This is a genomic window from Thioclava sp. F1Mire-8 (genome assembly GCF_002213165.1).
Classification (GTDB): Bacteria; Pseudomonadota; Alphaproteobacteria; order Rhodobacterales; family Rhodobacteraceae; genus Thioclava; species Thioclava nitratireducens.
Map to the genome: position 1 here is coordinate 687,140 of NZ_NBNY01000001.1, position 16,842 is coordinate 703,981.

The 16,842-nt window shown below is 58.3% G+C and carries 19 protein-coding genes and 1 tRNA gene; 18 read left to right on the forward strand and 2 right to left on the reverse strand.

Translation table 11 applies throughout. The features are described from left to right. Window positions 1–185: 185 nt before the first annotated feature. From B6V75_RS03145 to B6V75_RS03175, 7 genes are all read left to right on the forward strand, one after another. Window positions 186–1,283 (forward strand): hypothetical protein, encoded by a 1,098-nt coding sequence (locus B6V75_RS03145; RefSeq protein WP_088718695.1) that lies wholly within the window; start codon window positions 186–188, stop codon window positions 1,281–1,283. Window positions 1,284–1,401: 118 nt separating this feature from the next. Further along, entirely contained in the window at window positions 1,402–2,307 is a 906-nt protein-coding gene (locus B6V75_RS03150) for a DMT family transporter (RefSeq protein WP_088718696.1), read from the forward strand. A gap of 50 nt (window positions 2,308–2,357) precedes the next feature. Next, window positions 2,358–3,212, forward strand: a complete 855-nt coding sequence (locus B6V75_RS03155; RefSeq protein ID WP_075776543.1) for an ATPase — start codon at window positions 2,358–2,360, stop codon at window positions 3,210–3,212. Between the two features lie 54 nt (window positions 3,213–3,266). Beyond that, a complete protein-coding gene (metA, locus tag B6V75_RS03160) occupies window positions 3,267–4,187 on the forward strand; it encodes a homoserine O-succinyltransferase (protein WP_075776544.1) in 921 nt (306 codons plus the stop codon). After that, on the forward strand, window positions 4,162–5,145 hold the full coding sequence (locus B6V75_RS03165; RefSeq protein ID WP_088718697.1) for an alpha/beta hydrolase: 984 nt from the start codon (window positions 4,162–4,164) through the stop codon (window positions 5,143–5,145). Before metA ends, B6V75_RS03165 begins: the two co-directional genes overlap by 26 nt. 156 nt (window positions 5,146–5,301) lie before the next feature. Next, window positions 5,302–6,198, forward strand: coding sequence for a polyphosphate kinase 2 (gene ppk2, locus B6V75_RS03170; protein ID WP_088718698.1), 897 nt, complete (start codon window positions 5,302–5,304; stop codon window positions 6,196–6,198). Next, on the forward strand, window positions 6,191–6,799 hold the full coding sequence (locus B6V75_RS03175) for a TetR/AcrR family transcriptional regulator (RefSeq protein ID WP_075776547.1): 609 nt from the start codon (window positions 6,191–6,193) through the stop codon (window positions 6,797–6,799). The genes ppk2 and B6V75_RS03175 overlap by 8 nt, the downstream gene beginning before the upstream one ends. Window positions 6,800–6,899: 100 nt before the next feature. Here the strand turns inward: B6V75_RS03175 and B6V75_RS03180 are convergent, their stop codons facing one another. After that, complete coding sequence (locus B6V75_RS03180) at window positions 6,900–7,493, reverse strand: outer membrane beta-barrel protein (protein WP_158275150.1); 594 nt, start codon at window positions 7,491–7,493, stop codon at window positions 6,900–6,902. A 251-nt stretch (window positions 7,494–7,744) separates the two neighbouring features. Here B6V75_RS03180 and B6V75_RS03185 point away from each other — a divergent pair, with 251 nt between their 5' ends. The 4 genes from B6V75_RS03185 to B6V75_RS03200 all read left to right on the forward strand — a co-directional run bounded on the left by B6V75_RS03185 (window position 7,745) and on the right by B6V75_RS03200 (window position 12,144). Beyond that, window positions 7,745–8,491, forward strand: coding sequence for an SDR family NAD(P)-dependent oxidoreductase (locus B6V75_RS03185; protein ID WP_088718700.1), 747 nt, complete (start codon window positions 7,745–7,747; stop codon window positions 8,489–8,491). A 109-nt stretch (window positions 8,492–8,600) separates the two neighbouring features. Further along, window positions 8,601–8,690, forward strand: a tRNA-Ser gene (locus B6V75_RS03190). Window positions 8,691–8,874: 184 nt separating this feature from the next. Further along, on the forward strand, window positions 8,875–10,161 hold the full coding sequence (locus B6V75_RS03195) for a tyrosine-type recombinase/integrase (RefSeq protein ID WP_240496895.1): 1,287 nt from the start codon (window positions 8,875–8,877) through the stop codon (window positions 10,159–10,161). Window positions 10,162–10,233: 72 nt separating this feature from the next. After that, window positions 10,234–12,144: an NACHT domain-containing protein gene (locus B6V75_RS03200; protein WP_088718701.1), complete on the forward strand. Its 1,911-nt coding sequence runs from the start codon at window positions 10,234–10,236 to the stop codon at window positions 12,142–12,144. A gap of 32 nt (window positions 12,145–12,176) precedes the next feature. Here the strand turns inward: B6V75_RS03200 and B6V75_RS03205 are convergent, their stop codons facing one another. Further along, window positions 12,177–12,458 (reverse strand): hypothetical protein, encoded by a 282-nt coding sequence (locus tag B6V75_RS03205; RefSeq protein WP_088718702.1) that lies wholly within the window; start codon window positions 12,456–12,458, stop codon window positions 12,177–12,179. Between the two features lie 34 nt (window positions 12,459–12,492). Between B6V75_RS03205 and B6V75_RS03210 the strand changes: the two genes are divergently transcribed. The 7 genes from B6V75_RS03210 (at window position 12,493) to B6V75_RS03235 (ending at window position 16,356) form a co-directional block, all read left to right on the forward strand. After that, a complete protein-coding gene (locus B6V75_RS03210) occupies window positions 12,493–12,993 on the forward strand; it encodes a hypothetical protein (RefSeq protein ID WP_088718703.1) in 501 nt (166 codons plus the stop codon). Next, on the forward strand, window positions 12,977–13,360 hold the full coding sequence (locus B6V75_RS03215) for a hypothetical protein (RefSeq protein ID WP_146735102.1): 384 nt from the start codon (window positions 12,977–12,979) through the stop codon (window positions 13,358–13,360). The genes B6V75_RS03210 and B6V75_RS03215 overlap by 17 nt, the downstream gene beginning before the upstream one ends. Before the next feature lie 74 nt (window positions 13,361–13,434). After that, on the forward strand, window positions 13,435–13,602 hold the full coding sequence (locus B6V75_RS18570) for a hypothetical protein (RefSeq protein WP_168174430.1): 168 nt from the start codon (window positions 13,435–13,437) through the stop codon (window positions 13,600–13,602). Window positions 13,603–13,606: 4 nt separating this feature from the next. Beyond that, window positions 13,607–14,020, forward strand: coding sequence for a hypothetical protein (locus tag B6V75_RS03220; RefSeq protein ID WP_088718705.1), 414 nt, complete (start codon window positions 13,607–13,609; stop codon window positions 14,018–14,020). 84 nt (window positions 14,021–14,104) lie between these two features. After that, window positions 14,105–14,773, forward strand: coding sequence for a hypothetical protein (locus tag B6V75_RS03225; RefSeq protein WP_088718706.1), 669 nt, complete (start codon window positions 14,105–14,107; stop codon window positions 14,771–14,773). 61 nt (window positions 14,774–14,834) lie between these two features. Next, a complete protein-coding gene (locus B6V75_RS18575) occupies window positions 14,835–15,293 on the forward strand; it encodes a hypothetical protein (protein ID WP_168174431.1) in 459 nt (152 codons plus the stop codon). Window positions 15,294–15,660: 367 nt separating this feature from the next. Then, window positions 15,661–16,356, forward strand: coding sequence for a terminase small subunit (locus B6V75_RS03235; RefSeq protein WP_088718708.1), 696 nt, complete (start codon window positions 15,661–15,663; stop codon window positions 16,354–16,356). Window positions 16,357–16,842: the final 486 nt, after the last annotated feature.

A 16,842-nucleotide genomic window follows, 5' to 3' on the forward strand; every position in this document is an offset into this window, starting at 1 on the left:
AAATTGACGTTCAGGTCACCCTGGAGTGACCGCGAAGACACGGTTTTCCCTGCACAGCTGCAACAGAACGTGACGTCACCGCGATCCCCAGATTGATTTACACCTTCCGGGTGGTAGCGTCGCCAAAAGGAATTCCTTCGAGACGTTAGGATCTCCTTCGGGACACGTTAGGGAAGAGGACAATTATGAAACGTGTGATGACTTCTATGGTCGCCCTCGCGATTGGCGCAGGCGCGGCCCATGCGGGCGGGGTGGAGCGCTCGACGCAATCGGTCGGCATCCTGTTCGAACAGGGGAACTACGGCGAAGTGAGCTTCGGTGCGTTTAACCCGGATGTGTCGGGTACGGTGACGTATGCTCCTGGAGTCGGCGCCGAGTCCGGCGACATGGCGCCGGGTTATGGCACGCTGAGCCTTGGATATAAGCAACAGCTCAACGACCAGTGGGATCTCGCGGTCATTTTTGACCAGCCCGTCGGCGCGAAAGTGCACTATCCCGCGCAGCCTGCCCCTCCCGCAGGCTACCCGGCTGGCGGCTCACAAGCCTCGATCAAATCATCCGCAGTTACTGCGCTCGTCCGCTACAAGATGCCGAGCAATGTCTCGGTTTATGGCGGCCTGCGCAGCGAAAGCGTTAAAGGTAACGTGAACTTGCCGGCCCAAGGCTACACGATGTCCACGTCGGAAGAGACCGATTTCGGCTACGTCGTAGGCGCGGCTTGGGAAAAGCCCGAGATCGCCGCTCGTGTGGCGCTAACCTACAACTCGAAAATCGACCACACGTTCGACGTGACCGAAAACGGCGCGCCGAGCGCCCCCTTCACGACGACGGTTCCGGAATCGGTGAACCTCGAATTCCAGACCGGAATCATGAAGGACACGCTGCTGATGGGCTCGGTGCGCTGGGTGCATTGGAAGCAATTCGACATCACCCCGCTCGGCTACCAGATCGCGACCAAGGGTGACTCGCTCGTGGACTATGCGAACAACACGATCACCTATAATCTCGGCGTGGGTCGGCGCTTCAACGACCAATGGTCGGGCGCGATCATGTTCGGCTATGAGAAGCACCAAGGAGGCATCGTGGGCAACCTCGGTCCGACCGATGGCTTCAAATCTGTCTCGCTGGCGGCAAGCTACCAGGCGACCAGCAACATCAAGATCACCGGCGGCGTGCGCTATGTCGATATTGGCAACGCCAAAACGGAAATCGACCCTTACACCACCGACTTCTCCGGCAATGACGGATGGGGCGCTGGCCTCCGCGTCGGGATCAACTTCTGATCGCAAGGTACTGATAATTCTCGAAAAGCCCCGTCTCGTGCGGGGCTTTTTCTTGGAATATCGACATTGCCGCAAGTTCCGGGTGGTGCGCATCGCTGCCGCCCGCTAGATCGAAGCGATGAAACACGCACCCGCCGCTTTATCCCTCACCCCGCTCGCCTGGGCGCTACTCGCCGCGCTGGCGCTGATCTGGGGCTCGTCCTTCCTGTCAAACCGCGCGGCGCTGGAAGGTGCGGGCGTCTTTACCGTGGTCTTCCTGCGCGTGGCCTCGGGCGCGGTGCTGATCTGGGCCTATGTCGCGCTGCGCCGCCTGCCGGTGCCGCGGCACCCGATCTATCTCGGGCATTTCCTGATCATGGGGCTGTTGAACAACGCCATTCCCTTCTCTCTCATCGTCTGGGGGCAGAAGCATATCGATAGCGGGTTGGCCTCGATCCTGAACGCCTCGACCGCGATCTTCGGGGCGCTGGTCGCGGCGGTGGTCTTCACCGACGAGCGGTTGAGCGCGCGCAAGGCCACTGGAATCGCGGTGGGCTTCGCGGGCGTCGTGGTCGCGATCGGGCCGGATGCGCTGAAGGGGTTCGATCTGACCTCGGCGGGCCAGCTCGCCGTGCTGGGAGCGGCGCTGAGCTATGGTTTCGCGGGCGCCTATGCGCGCTTTGCAATCAGAGGCTTACGGCCCGAAGTTGCAGCAGCCGGGATGCTCACCGGCGGTGCGATCTGGACGCTGCCGATCCTGCTTTTTACCGAAGGCGTGCCGAGCTTCGACTACGCGCCCTCGGTCTGGATCGCGATGCTCTGGCTGGGTGTCGGCTGCTCGGCGCTGGCCTACCTGCTCTATTACCGCATCCTTGCGCTGGCGGGGGCAGCCAATCTCGCCCTCGTCACGCTCTTGATCCCGCCGGTCGCGATCCTCGCAGGCTGGGCGGTCTATGGCGAGCGTCTGGGCTGGGCAGAGGCCTTGGGCTTCGCGATCCTCGCGCTCGGTCTGTTGATCCTGAACCGCCGCCCCAAAACCCCGTGACGTGCGCGCCTTGCCGGGCTACACCGGGGCGAAAGACCTATGGGGACACGATGATCTATTCCAATCGCGCCGAGTGGCTGGCCGCCAAATCGAGGAAGGTTGCCCTGTTCGGCATGTCCGGCCTCGGCAAGACCTGGGCTGCGAACCTGCTGCGCGACGAGGGCTGGTTCCACTACTCCGTCGATTACCGGATCGGCACGCGCTACATGGGCGAATATATCGCCGACAACTTCAAGCGCGAGGCGATGAAGAACCCGTTCCTGGCGGAGCTTCTGCTGTCGGACTCGGTCTATATCGCGTCGAACATCACGTTTGAGAACCTCGCGCCGCTGTCGACCTATCTCGGCAAGCCGGGCGATCCGACCAAGGGCGGGCTGCCCTTCGAGGAATACCTCGAACGCCAGCGCCAGCACCGCAAGGCCGAGATGGACGCGCTTCTCGACACCGCGCATTTCATCGACCGCGCGAAGCAGATTTACGGGATCGAGAATTTCCTGTGCGATTCCGGCGGCTCGATCTGCGAGGTGGTGGACCCCGACGACCCCGAGGATCCGATCCTGACCTCGCTGTCGCAGAACCTGCTGATGGTCTGGATCGAGGGCTCCGAGGCGCACACCGAGGAGCTGATCAAACGCTTCTCGCGCGCGCCGAAGCCGATGTATTATCAGCCCGCGTTTCTGGCCGCGAAATGGGACGAGTATCGCGATCTGAAAGGTGTGGCGGAGACGGAGGTCGACCCCGACGACTTCGTGCGCTGGACCTATGCGCAGGCGCTGGCCCATCGTCAGCCGCGCTATGCGGCGATGGCGAGAAACTGGGGCGTGACGATCCGTGCCGAAGACCTCTACCTTGTCCGCGACGCAAAAGGCTTTACATCGCTGATCGCCGACGCGCTGCCCGCGTGAGCCGCGACACTTCACGCATTACTTTAACTTCACCCTGCAAGAGACTGAGAAACAATGCCGATCAAGCTGCCTGAAAACCTCCCCGCCTTCGACATCCTGTCGCGGGAAGGCGTGATGGTGATGTCGCCCGAGCGCGCATCGCGGCAGGAAATCCGTCCCATCCGGATCGGCCTTCTCAATCTCATGCCGAAGAAGATCCAGACCGAGAACCAGTTCGCACGACTGATCGGGGCGACGCCGCTGCAGATCGACTTCCAGCTGATCCGCATGAGCGAGCATCAGACGAAGAACACCGCCGCCGAGCATATGGAAGAGTTCTACCGTCCCTTCGAAGAGGTCGAGGCCACCGGCGAGAAGTTCGACGGGCTGATCATCACCGGTGCTCCGATCGAACATTTGCCTTTCGAGGAGGTGACCTACTGGGAAGAGCTCAAGCGGATTTTCGACTGGACTCAGACCCATGTCTTTTCGACCTTCGGCGTCTGCTGGGGCGGCATGGCGATGGCCCACTACTTCCACGGCGTGAACAAGCACATGCTCGATCACAAGGCCTTCGGCTGCTTCCGGCATCGCAATTGCGCGCCCGCCTCGCCCTACCTGCGCGGCTTCTCGGACGATCTGCTGATCCCGGTGAGCCGCTGGACCGAGATGCGGCGTGACGAGTTGGAAGCGGCGGGCATGATCACGCTGATCCATTCCGATGAAACCGGGCCCTGTCTGGTCGAAGATCGCGCTCATCGGGCGCTCTACATCTTCAACCATCTGGAATATGACAGCGGCACGCTGAAAGAAGAATACGATCGTGACGTCGCGGCGGGGAAACCGATCAACGTCCCCGCGAATTACTATCCTGAGAACGACCCGAGCCGGGTGCCGACGAACCGGTGGAAGAGCCACGCCCACCTGCTTTACGGCAACTGGATTAACGAGATTTATCAGGAAACTCCGTATGATCTGGCCGAGATTGGTAACTAGCCTCGTCCTCGTGCTGCTCATTCTGGGCGGCGCGACCTGGGGACTCGAGAGCTGGCGCGGCCGGATGGCGGAGCAGCGCTATCCGCCCAACGGCATATTCGTGGACGTTGGGGACCAGCGTGTGCATATGGTCATCAAGGGCGATCACGGCCCGGCGGTCGTGTTGATCCACGGCGCCTCGGGCTCGGCCCGCGATCTGACCTTCGATCTCGCACCGGAACTAGCGAAACGCTATCGCGTCTTCGTGCCCGACCGTCCGGGGTTCGGCTATTCCGATCCGCTGCCGGAGGGGCACGACACGATCGAGGACCAGGCCAAGCTGCTGCAGCAGGCGACGAAGATGGCGGGCGCGGAGAAACCGATCGTGCTCGGCCATTCCTATGGCGGGGCTGTCGCAATTGCCTGGGCGGTATATTTGCCCGGCACGCTCTCGGGTCTGGTGCCGGTCTCCGCTCCTTCGCATAGCTGGGACACCGGGCTGCCGCTTCTTTATCAGATCACGTCGCCGCCACTGGGTCAGGCGATCGCCGTCCCGTTGATTTCGGCCTGGACGCCACCCGCGATCATTCGCTCCGAGGTGGAAGGAGTCTTCGCGCCGCAGGAGATGCCGATCGGCTACATGCGCTGGTTCGGCCCCGGCATGACGCTGCGGGTCGAAACGATGCGGGTGAATGCGCGCCAGCGTGCCGAGCTGAAGCCCGAAATTCAGCAGATGATCCCCCATTATCCCGATCTCGACCTCCCGATCGTCTCTTTGCATGGCACGGCCGACACCATCGTGGGCGAGAAAATCCACGCGGTGCCCTTCACGAAGGAGGTGCCGGGGGCGGAACTGGTCTCGCTAGACGGGATCGGACACATGGTCCCGCATGTCGCGTTGCTCCAGACCGTCGCCGCGGTGGACCGTGTCGCGACGCGCGCTGGCTATGATATCCCGATGAAGGCGGCGGCGGAGTAACCGCCACTCAAGCACTGCAGTCGCGTGAAAAGCGGTCACTCCTGCGGTTTTGCGCGCACGTCACACGCCCGGTATCGCCTGCCTGCCGCTGTGCGGCACCGCTTGCACCGTCCCGGCCCGCGCAGCATACTGCCATGAAACGACAAAAGGCAGATCATGGCCAAGGACAAGAGCGACCCGCCGTTCGATATCCCCTTCGTGGGCGACATCACCCGCTACCTCGAGGAGGAAGCGCCGGATGTCCTGCGCGAGGCGATCGAGAAGGCGGGCAAGGATGACATGCTCTCGCCCTCCTACCCTTACGACGAGGAGATGAAGCGCAAGAAATACGACCGTCACATGGATGCGCTTCAGGTCGAACTGGTCAAGATGTTCTGGGACGCCAAGGAAACCGGCAAGCGGATCGCGGTGATCTTCGAAGGGCGCGACGCGGCGGGCAAAGGCGGCACGATCGGGCGGATGCGGCAGAACCTGAACCCGCGCTCGGCCTATGTCGTGGCGCTGCCGAAGCCCACCGAGACCGAAGCCACGCAATGGTATTTCCAGCGCTATGTCGACTGGCTTCCGGCTGCGGGCCAGATCGCGATGTTCGACCGCTCGTGGTACAACCGCGGCGTGGTGGAGCATGTCTTCGGCTTCTGCACGCCCGAGCAGCGCGAGCATTTCTTCTGCCAGTTGCCCGATTTCGAGAAGATGCTGGTCGATGACGGGATCATCCTCGTGAAGCTCTGGCTCAACGTGGATCGCGCCGAACAGTTGCGCCGTTTTCTCAAGCGCGAGAAGGATCCGCTCAAACAGTGGAAGCTGAGCTGGATCGACGTCGAAGGGCTCAAGCGCTGGGACGCTTATTCCGACGCCATCCAGGAGACGCTGGCGCGCTCCGACAACGCGCATGCGCCCTGGACGGTAATCCGCTCGGACGACAAGAAACGCGCCCGGATTGCCGCGATCCAGACGGTGTTGAACGCGGTCGATTATGCGCATAAGGACCGCGACGCGATCGGCGAGATCGACGGTGAAATCTGCGGTGGCATCGACGTTCTGAATGTCTAAGCAAGGCTATCATCACGGCAACCTGCGTCAGGCGCTCGTAGCCTCCGCGCTGGAGCTGATCGAGGAGAAGGGCCCGACCGGCTTCACGCTCTCGGAAGCGGCGAAACGCGCAGGCGTGACCCCGGCTGCGGTCTATCGCCATTTCGAGGGGCGCGAGGACCTGATCGCGGAATGTGCGCGGCAGGGCTATCTGATCTTCGGCGACCTGCTGGATCACGCGTGGAACGGCGGCAAGCCTTCGGCGCTGGCGGCGTTCTCCGCGGTGGGGCGCGCCTATCTCGCCTTCGCGCGGAAATATCCCGGTCACTACATGGCGATGTTCGAAAGCGGCATATCGCCCAACCGCTCACCCGATCTTGCGGCGGTGGCGCGCAAATCCAGCGACGCGATGGAACGTGCGACGCGCGCCCTGATGGCGCATATGCCGCCGGAAAAGCGCCCGCCCGTCGCGATGGTCGCGGCGCATGTCTGGGCGATGAGCCACGGCGTCGTGGAGCTTTATTCCCGCGAGGGAAATCGCGCGCCCTATGCCCCCGAGGACCTTCTGGAAAGCGGCATCGGCGTCTATCTGCGCGGGCTGGGCCTGATCGCTCCGGATTGAGCCGCCCTGCGCGATCCCGCCGCGTCGCAGCATCATCCGGACAAAGAAAAACGGGCGGAGGTTTCCCCCCGCCCGTCGATATCAGACGATCCGTTCCAGATCAGAACTTGTAGGACGCGGTGAGGTTCAGCGTCGTGGTGTTCAGATCGTTGGTGGTGCCGTCGAAGTTGTTGCCCTTGCGGTAGTCGAGCTCGGTACCGACGGTCCACTTCGGGTTGATGGCATATTTCATGCCGACGCCAACCAGCGGAACGGTGTCGGAGTAGCTGGCGCCCGAATTGTCTTCAGCGTCGACGTAGGACGCACCGAGCGTGCCGTAGAACAGCATGTTGTTGTAGGGCGCCCCGGCGATCATCTTGAGGTCGGTCATCGAGTTGACCTTCGCGCCGGTGGTGTTGTCGTCGATGTTCGCGGCGTTATAAGCCAGCTCGCCACCGAGGACATAGCCGCCGAAGTCGCGCAGGTAACCCGCGTGCAGACCGCCCACGACGCCGTCGCCATCGATCGACTGGTCAGCCTTGCCGTAGCCGAGTTGAGCACCGGCATAGAAGCCGTCCCAGCTGAACTGCGCGGGCGCGACTGCGACCGGGGCCGGGGTGACTTCCGGAGCCGGTGCCGGGGTGGTGTAGCCGCCCGCCATCGCGGCGGAGCCAGCGAGTGCCAGAATGCTCGACGTAACGATGATACGTTTCATGTTTCTCTCTCTCCTGTCTTGGGGGTTCATCCCCCGTTGAGACGTTTTGGATCAGATCCGTTGCCCGGACCTATGCTCATTCAATGCAACGTCAATCGGCTTGGTTCCGGCCATAGGCGGCAGGTTGCCGAAGCTGTCACAAGACGTGATCGGGGCGCCGGATGCTGCAGCCGCAAAATGCATTGGCAACACTGGACAAAGTGGCGGTTCCACTGGTTAATGAACACGCGTTCATTTCGAGGGAGTATCACATGGAGTTGAGCAAAATTCGCGCCATCATCACCGGCGGCGCTTCGGGGCTGGGGGCTGCGACCGCGCGGCACTTCGTTGAGTCGGGCGCGCAGGTAACGCTCTTCGACCGCGACCGGGCGGGCGGCGAGGCTTATGCGGCAGAGATCGGCGCGACCTTCGCCGAGGTCGACGTGACCTCCGAGGACAGCGTCGCCGCCGGGATCGCAGCCGCAGTAGACGCGATGGGCGGCATCGATGTGGCGGTCAATTGCGCCGGTATCGCCACCGGCGAGCGCGTGGTCGGCCGCGACGGGCCGCACCGGCTCGAGAGTTTCGCGCGCACGATCGACATCAACCTCGTGGGCAGCTTCAACGTCGCCCGCCTCGCCGCCGCCGAAATGGCCCGCAACCCCGGCCCCGAGCGTGGCGTGATCATCAACACTGCCTCCATCGCGGCTTTTGACGGCCAGAAGGGCCAGGCAGCCTATGCGGCGTCAAAAGGCGGAATCGTCGCGATGACCCTGCCCCTCGCCCGCGATCTGGCCAGCCAGGGCGTCCGTTGCTGCGCCATCGCGCCGGGCATTTTCGCCACGCCGATGATGAAGGGCCTGCCGCAGGAGGTGCAGGACAGCCTCGCCGCCGAAGTCACCTTCCCGAAGCGGCTCGGTGATCCGTCGGAATACGCCAAACTTGCCGGTTTCATCGTCCAGAGCGGCTATCTGAACGGCGAAGTGATCCGCCTCGACGGGGCGCTCCGGATGCGTTGACCTCACGTTTATGACGGCTTTGCGAAGGATCTGAAAAAATCCTCGAAAAACGGGTTGCAAGGGCGCGCGAGGGCGGCTAAATCCCGCCCTACGAAACGACCCCTGATGCGGAGAGGTGGCAGAGTGGTCGAATGCGGCGGTCTCGAAAACCGTTGTCGGTGAGAGCCGACCCAGGGTTCGAATCCCTGTCTCTCCGCCACTTTCCTTTTTGCATCCTAACGAAAAGCCCAACAAAACAAGGGCTTTCAGCGAAAAGGAAGCGGCCATTCGCCGCCTTGGGTCGGTTTCAGGTTCACACTCAGGTTCACAATCGGGTTCACATTTGCCGCTTGGCAAAACCTCCTCGAGCGGTCAGGATGCGAGCGTTCTGAGAGAGATTCCTCGTGGCCAAGATCAAGCCCTTCCTACGCGAAGGCGTCTATTACTTCCGAAAGCGCGTGCCGCGCCGCTACTCGAGCGTGGAAGCGCGCACCATCATCAATCAGTGCCTATGGACCGACAGCCTCGATATCGCGGATCGCAAGACCCCCGAAGTATGGTCGCGCATGATCGATGGCTGGGAAGCGAAGCTGCGCGGCGAAACCTCCGATGCCGAAGAGCGTATGGAAGCCGCGATGGATTTGGCGCGCACCCGTGGCTATCGCTATGTCCGCGCCGATGAAGTGGCCCGCCTGCCGATCGATGAGGTTCTCAAGCGCGTGGAGAGCATCAAGCGCCCCAATGGCACGATCGACAAGAAAGAGGCCGATGCCGCCCTTGGCCTCGTGGCCCCGCCCGAAATCACGCCTAACCGCGCGTTTGAACTGTTCTATGAGGTCGCCGCCGATAAGCTGGTGGGCAAGAGCCAGGATCAGCTGCGCCGCCACCGTAACCCGCGCATCAAAGCCACCAAGGAGTTCATCGAGGTTTGCGGCGACAAGCCCCTCGGCGAAATCACAACGTCCGACATGTTCGATCTGCGCAACGCGCTGATGGAGCGCGTTCTTCGCCAAGAGATTGCGGCGGATACCGCGAACAAATCCATGACCTACCTCAACGCCATGTGGCGCGAGGTCGCCCGCGCAAAGGGCATCAAGCTGCAATACGAGAATGACGGCCTGATGCTGCGCTCCAATGCCAAGAAGAAGACGCGCCCGCCCTTCTCCGACATATGGATCACTGAGCGCCTACTCGCCCCCGGCGCGCTCGATGGGCTCAACACCGACGCCCGCCTGATCCTTCTCGGCATGATCAATACCGGCTACCGGCCAAGCGAAGGGGCCGGGCTCGATGAGAACGCGATCGTGCTCGAGGCCAAGACGCCTCATATCATCATCCGTCCGGAACCGTGGCGATCACTCAAGAACATCCATAGCGAGCGGACAATCCCGCTGACCGGCATCAGCCTTGAGGCCTTCCGTGAGGCCAAGCAAGGCTTCCCGCGCTATCGCGAGAACAGCGCCACCCTCTCGGCCACGGTGAACAAGTTCCTTGAGGAAAACGGCCTGCTCGAGACGCCCAACCATGTGATGTATTCGCTCAGGCACTCGTTTGAGGATCGGATGCTGCGCGCGAACATTGATGAGCGGATCAGGCGCGACATGCTGGGCCACACGCTCAATCGGGAGCGCTACGGCGACGGCGGCGGCATCGATCACATCGCCACTTTACTCAAAAAAATCGCTGTGTGAGAGCGCGAACTCAACTTTTAAATTCAGCGGTCGGCACAATCGCTTCTCAAAGGTTGCGGGAGATCGCCTCACATGCAAGAATTTGAAAAATACATACTTTTGAGAGGCATAACTTTGGTCGATCCAATTTCATCTGCTGCCACCGTAGCCCTGGGAGCCGGCGCCAAGAAAGCTATCGAAAAGTCGACCCAGAGCCTTCTCGACAATATACCTTTCAAGTTCATAAAAGATAAATACGACACACTTAGATTTGATTTAGACAAGGGACTCCCCGCTTACTTGGAGGGCAATTACGCCAAATGCGAAACTCTCAAAACTCTTCTTAACAGGAATGATCCTATTCCCTTAGATGACTGCTTCGTTGCGCCAGATTTTTCTTGGATGGGAAAAAAGGTTTGCTCAGAGGCTTTCTTGGATCAGGTGAACTCATCTGGTGGCAAAGTTGTAATTACCGGCCTCGCAGGAAGCGGAAAATCCGTCTTCCTCAAATATACCTTTAGGGCGGTCCTTGAAAAAGGATTTTCATTTTATCCAATATTTTTCGAGCTTCGCAACCTTAATAGATACGAGCAAAAAAAGGATTTTCTGCTAACTGCAATATATGAATCCATTCATTCATGCGCCTCGGATTTTACGCGTGCTCAATTCAATCATGGATTACGAAACGGTGCATTCTACTTCCTCTTAGATGGATTTGATGAACTTAACCAAGATATAAGAGACCAAATTTCCGAGGAGATTATCTCGATTGCTCGAAGCTTCCACAAGTGTGCGCTTTTAGTTACGAGTCGTCCCTCAGATGAATTCGTATCTTGGGAAGGATTTAATGAGGCGAAGCTTCTTCCTTTTGATCTTGAAAAAGCCGTATCTTACATCTCTAAACTTCGTTTTGATAGCGATAAAAAAAATGACTTCTTAGCGGATTTGAAAGGAGGTCTCTTCGACAGAAATAGGGATTTTCTTTCAAACCCCCTCTTGTCGGCAATGATGTTGCTAACTTACGATTCGTTTGGAGAAATCCCCGAAAAGCGCCATATTTTCTACGCTAAATGCTTCGATGTACTTGCGAGGGAACACGACGCCTCTAAAGGGCGCTACAAACGCGAACTGTTTTCAGGCCTTGCCATGGACCAGATCGAAAAAGCATTTATGTTTTTTTGCGCAGTATCTTACGTTGAGAGAATTATCTCATTCGATGATGACCAAATGGAAAGATTTGTAAATGACGCGGTCGCAGCATGCGGCCTCGAAGCTCAAACTTCTGAGGTTATTAGAGATTTTCGTGAATCCATTTCGATTATGGAGCGCGTTGGCCTTTTATATGAATTTGCCCATAGGTCATTTCAGGAGTATTTTTATGCTAAATTTGTGATTTCAGATAGAAAACTCTCCCTTGAGCAGAAAATTGGCTGGCTTACGGAGGGTTTCGGCTCAGACGACACTATCGATATGATTGCTGATATGGATAGGACTTACTTTGAAGACGAATTTCTTTTGCCAAATATTAAAAAAATATACCGAAAAGTGGCGGATATTGATCCCGACACCAACCCCGCTGGTATATTATCAAAATTTTTTGGAAGCATTCAAACCTCAAATCACATTAAGGACGACAGCGACCAAGCCAAACCAGTAGTTACTTTTTCCATGGCAGACGATGGCCGTGCAACTTTCTTTCTCCGCCAAGCGCAAATCAGGTATTACCGCAACTATTGCGATAAGTTCGATGAGTGCGATCTTCATCGTAACTTGACAACCAAGGAAGTTGTTGACCTGCTTAGGGCAACGTATGGTGGACAAATTAAGATTCACCATACGAATAATAAGAAACTGGTCGATATAAATGCCAACTATCACGCGCGTCGGATTAAGGAATCGCTTTTCCTGCTATGTGAACACCTTGAAACGAAGCAGGCCAAGAGGAAGGAAGGGCTTGGTTCCTTGATCCGCCGCCACTACACGGAAAATCGCGACAAAAACTGAGCGAAGCCAAGAGTTATAGCGACGGCGACACTTTATCGATGGGTACCTATCTGTCGAGCTAGCTTTTCGGCGGCGCGAGCGCGATCAAGCGCGGCCTCGAGCTTGTTATTCAGATCAACGGCGCGCTGGCGCAGGCGCCTGTTCTCCTGCCGCACCAGAATGGACGTTTCGGCTGCCGCGTCATATTCCCGGCCCAGCGAAGCGATCATCCAATAGGCGCGATCCTCGAGGTTGCCGCCCCGCGAATGGTAAAGCGCCTGCATCAGCTCAGCGCGCGCTTCCTTGTGACATTCCACGAATTTGCGCTCAGACATCAAAAATTTCCTTCAGCGTCTTGTCTGGCGAGCCATGTCGCCGGTCGATTGCGTGGCAACGAAACATGACTTTTCCCGTCGCGCGATTGAGTTCGTAGGTGTGGAAAACGAAGGGGCCGCAGATGTTGGAAAGCACGCGATCAGCCGGGGAAAACGGCTTCTCGAGGCGATGGGGGTTGGTCCTGATGGGATCGCCGGCCCCTCGAGCTGGATCGGAGGACAAGGCGACATGGCCGAGGCCCGGCGATGGCTCGAGCTGCCCGGCATCACCGAGGACGTGGCGATCGCGGAGGTCCGAAGAGTCATGGCGTCCAAGCGCGATACCGGCCCGCCCGGATCATTCAAGTATTTCACCACGGCGATGCAGAGGCTTTCGGGCGAACTCACCGCCGACCAACTCAAAACGATGGAGGCTCGGAATGAGCATACCAACCCTTCACGAGCGGGTAGCTCAACACGTCACACCCGAGGGCGCAGCGCGCATGATAGCTTCCTGCGGGGCTTTCAAAGCGCAGCCGGTGACTTCGACGGCTGAGTTTGATCGGCTCAACGAAATCATGGCGCAGCTCACCCGGCCTGCAACCCGTGAATGGATCGTGGGCCGTATGGCCGCGCTGTTGATCCATTACTACACCGCCGAGCTGCCTGAGCAGGTAAACCGGGCGATCGGGAACGATTGGGCACACGAGCTGAAAGGAAAGCCTGCATGGGCGATTTCCAACGCCTGCCGATGGTGGATGAGCCCGTCAGAATCCGCACGGATCGCCGGGCGTCCCGATCTGACCCTCGAGGCATGGGAGCGCCGCCAGCAGCTCGAGGCCGCTCTCGCCAACGCCTCAACCGAGGAAATCATGCTTGCCCGCGCTCGAGTGCGCGCCGAGCACCAACGGGAAGCAAGCTGAGGAAAATACAGTTTGCTCACCAAACGAGAATCGCGGATCATTTTTCCTGATTTTATCAACCAAGGGCTTTTAGGATGAACGAAAGATACCGCAGCATTCAGATCAGCATCGACGATGAAATTCGCGCCAAGATCGAAAACGCCAAGCAAGCGTTTGATGATTGCGTTCAAACCGTTATGGCGAAGAATGACGTTGATCGTAACGATGCTGAAACCATCATTGCGAGCTGGCTACACGAGTGATCAGTTGAAGCCCCTTTCTGCTCCAAAAGGTGTTCAAGCCTGCAACGGCGAGAACATTTATGAGAAAATCCTTGCGTGGGGATACGTCAGGATCAACGAGGGCGTCACGTTCCAAGACTTCGAGCAATTGTTGATGCAATCAGGCTACGAGGCCCGCAAGCAGAGAAAGTTAGCGCTGTTCCTGGACATGTTTGAACTTCGCGATGTGGGAAGGCCCCCGCGGCATGTTCTGATCGCCGCTGCAGAACGCGGTGATCGGTTCACGCTCACCTTAGATGCGACCTTCAAGCACCTTGAGCGCATCGAGCTGCAAGAGGCACGCGAAGGCTCACGAAATGCGATCTTTTGGGCAGCTGTATCGCTGACCGTATCCGCCCTTATTGGCGCAATCCAAATTGGCATAGCTATGGCCTCGTAGGCCCCGATCCCGCTCGACCCGTGCTCAAGCGATCGATGGCAGACAAGGGGCTAGCCTAGTAGCATCGCTGAAAATCTGGAAGGAATGGCGATGAATGGTAAAGAGGCTATGGGGCTGCATATTGAGTATTCAGCTCGGTTTCATGTCGAGTTCGAACAGCTGATGGAGCAGAAAACCTTTGCGGAGGTTTGGTTTCAGAACTTCGATTTGATAATAGAGGTCGCCGACGCGCCATTCCTGCCGACCCTCAATGCGTGTTTCGGATGGGCGTTTGAGGGTATGGCTCTTGGCCTCTCTCGTCTGTGGGATGGACCGGGTCAATCGCGAAAAGACGGAAGCCACCTACATAGCTTATCAATTCCAGTGCTTGTAACCCATCTTGAAGAAAAGACTTTCTTGGGGTGCCACGGCCTACTGCCTGACCGTGACGATCGCCTAGCATACGACGACCTGTTCAACCGCCCTCTATGTCAACGTCTTAGGGTCGCGCGCACCGAGACGATGGCGCACAGTGTGCAGTTCGGAAAAAGTGCCGATCGGAGAAGGAGCGACATATCCGACAAACGAGAGTTCGACATTGTAAACGGCGATCTTTTGCAGTTCTGCAATGATACGCTGCGGCTCCTTTTTTCACTGAACGATCAGCTGACAATTGAGAAGTGGCGCAAGGGCAAAACTATGCTCGATATGGAACGCGAGTGGCGGCAACGTCATCTGACGTTCATACGCTACTTTGTTTCCGACGCCCACTGATCATGCAGACGAACGCGGCCTCGCGTTGCGCGAAGGAAACAAAAGACTTGTGAGGATATAAATGCCTAGCTACCACGCCTTTATTCGCGAAAAGCTCGTTCAGATTATTGGGGAAGCAAATTCGCCGATGCCACTCTCGGAAATATTTGATCGAATGGAAGGGAGAATTATCGAAGAAAACGGAGCGCTTGGCGATCACGATCTTGAAGTAACCGATCAACATATTGATCCGCGATGGAAAGTCAGAACGCGCTCGATGATAGCGAATATGGCCACCGCAGGTGAGCTCGTGACTCGCATATCGCGTGGCATCTACGCCCCCCTTACGCTTGCGCCAGAGGATATTTCCGACGATGGCGATGCTGATGCGAACGGCGATCAAGCAGGATGGCTGTACGCATTTTCACTACCAATGTCTGTCGGCCTTCTAAAGATTGGACGCACGGCCGATTTGGAAAAAGGATGCAGCAGCACCGGCTCTTGCATGCCAAAGCTCACCTCCCAGACGCACCTTTTCTAGAAGCCGCGTGGCAGGTCAGCAGCGCGGAGGCCGCGGAGGAAGCCGTGCATGGCTTACTTAAGATCCGATCCAAGCACTATCTCGGAACCGGTGCAGGCCGTGAGTGGTTCTGCGCGACCGTTCAGGAGGTGCAAGAAATGCTGGATTTGGCATTTGGGGCCAAAATTCCGCAATTTCCGGTAGGTGCAATCAACGACTTAGATTGATTTGAAAATTTGCACTTCGGCCTCGCAACGCAGCATTTTTGCGCGATCACTGAACGCGGCGACCATAAACTCTCCAACCAGATATCGCGTCGGATTGCCAAGCGAACCCTAACTGTGCGAACGTGTGAACCACATTGTGAACCTCACTAGGCCACTCGCCGATGCCTCTCACCCCGAAACAGGCTGCGTTCTGCGCGGAGTATATCATCGATCTGGATGCGACGAAGGCCACGATCCGGGCGGGCTATTCTGAGCGCACCGCAGGCCAGCAGGGCTATAACCTGCTGCAACGCGAAGACGTGAAGGCAGAGGTTCAGCGGCTCATGACCGAGCGTGCCGAGCGCACGAAGGTGACAGCCGATGAAGTAATAAACGAGCTGGCCGCGATCATGCGCGCCAAGGTATCGGAAATCGTTGGCTACGAGCCGGGCATGACCGTGACCGATGGCGATGTGAGCGTGAAGGTGGAGCGGTTCTTTAACTGGATCGCCGACTGCATCAACGGCGTGCAGGATTTCGCGACCACCTACCAAGACTATCTCGACGTCAACAGCTTCATCGATACGGTGCTGTTCATGGAGTTTGTTGGCGACCTCGATGGGCGGCACAACAACCGGCTGTTCGCCACCCATGACGGCACACGTTGGAGCGCGACGGTCTACGATCTGGATCGCACATTCCAGACCGGTATTTCCGGCAGCGCAACGCCTGGGTTCGGCATCTGGGGGCTGGTGCTTGCGAACCTTCGGGACGAGTGCAATGCGCGCTATGCGGAGCTGCGCAACAACGGCATCTTGTCCCTCAAGACGATCTTCGATCTGGCCACCGCCCTCGATCGGAAAATCGTGGATGACTAGCGCGAAAAGGAGCGCGAGATTTTCCCTGCGACCTACGCTGACAGCCCTTGGTTCTATCCCGGCTTGGGCGGAAGCGCCCTTGTCGACTGGACCAAGGATCGCATGGCATATTGCGATACCCTTTTCAGCTACACTGCGCCAAAAAGGAGCCCTGACTAAGCCATTTTCGGGTTCACACTGCGGTTCACAATCTGGTTCACACGATCAAGCTAAGCAATTGAAAAATATAGATTCAGCTTGTCCAGTGGCGCACTGTCTCTCCGCCACTTTCCCCGGCGAATGAATGTGGGGAAAATATCCAAGAAAATCAGCGTTTAGCTAGCGCAGCTCGGCGCGTGGCCCAGCTCTTTCGGTGAATTTGCCATGCCAGCGGAGCGCTTGCCCTTTTCCCGGCTTCCGAATTTTGGCAAACAGCCGCCCCCTGCGGAAAGTCAGAGGCTCCCGGACCGAAGCCAGTCGCCGCGCCGGCAGCATTGTTCCCGGCGG

Excerpts from the sequence above, each read along its gene's own strand:
- B6V75_RS03235 (WP_088718708.1), top strand. The coding sequence starts at position 15,661 with ATGCCTCTCACCCCGAAACAGGCTGCGTTCTGCGCGGAGTATATCATC.
- B6V75_RS03205 (WP_088718702.1), bottom strand. The coding sequence starts at position 12,458 with ATGTCTGAGCGCAAATTCGTGGAATGTCACAAGGAAGCGCGCGCTGAG.
- B6V75_RS18570 (WP_168174430.1), top strand. The coding sequence starts at position 13,435 with ATGAACGAAAGATACCGCAGCATTCAGATCAGCATCGACGATGAAATT.
- B6V75_RS03150 (WP_088718696.1), top strand. The coding sequence starts at position 1,402 with ATGAAACACGCACCCGCCGCTTTATCCCTCACCCCGCTCGCCTGGGCG.
- B6V75_RS03210 (WP_088718703.1), top strand. The coding sequence starts at position 12,493 with ATGTCGCCGGTCGATTGCGTGGCAACGAAACATGACTTTTCCCGTCGC.
- B6V75_RS03225 (WP_088718706.1), top strand. The coding sequence starts at position 14,105 with ATGGCGATGAATGGTAAAGAGGCTATGGGGCTGCATATTGAGTATTCA.
- B6V75_RS03180 (WP_158275150.1), bottom strand. The coding sequence starts at position 7,493 with ATGAAACGTATCATCGTTACGTCGAGCATTCTGGCACTCGCTGGCTCC.
- B6V75_RS03165 (WP_088718697.1), top strand. The coding sequence starts at position 4,162 with ATGATCTGGCCGAGATTGGTAACTAGCCTCGTCCTCGTGCTGCTCATT.
- B6V75_RS03200 (WP_088718701.1), top strand. The coding sequence starts at position 10,234 with ATGCAAGAATTTGAAAAATACATACTTTTGAGAGGCATAACTTTGGTC.
- B6V75_RS03145 (WP_088718695.1), top strand. The coding sequence starts at position 186 with ATGAAACGTGTGATGACTTCTATGGTCGCCCTCGCGATTGGCGCAGGC.
- B6V75_RS03185 (WP_088718700.1), top strand. The coding sequence starts at position 7,745 with ATGGAGTTGAGCAAAATTCGCGCCATCATCACCGGCGGCGCTTCGGGG.
- metA (WP_075776544.1), top strand. The coding sequence starts at position 3,267 with ATGCCGATCAAGCTGCCTGAAAACCTCCCCGCCTTCGACATCCTGTCG.
- B6V75_RS03155 (WP_075776543.1), top strand. The coding sequence starts at position 2,358 with ATGATCTATTCCAATCGCGCCGAGTGGCTGGCCGCCAAATCGAGGAAG.
- ppk2 (WP_088718698.1), top strand. The coding sequence starts at position 5,302 with ATGGCCAAGGACAAGAGCGACCCGCCGTTCGATATCCCCTTCGTGGGC.
- B6V75_RS03175 (WP_075776547.1), top strand. The coding sequence starts at position 6,191 with ATGTCTAAGCAAGGCTATCATCACGGCAACCTGCGTCAGGCGCTCGTA.
- B6V75_RS18575 (WP_168174431.1), top strand. The coding sequence starts at position 14,835 with ATGCCTAGCTACCACGCCTTTATTCGCGAAAAGCTCGTTCAGATTATT.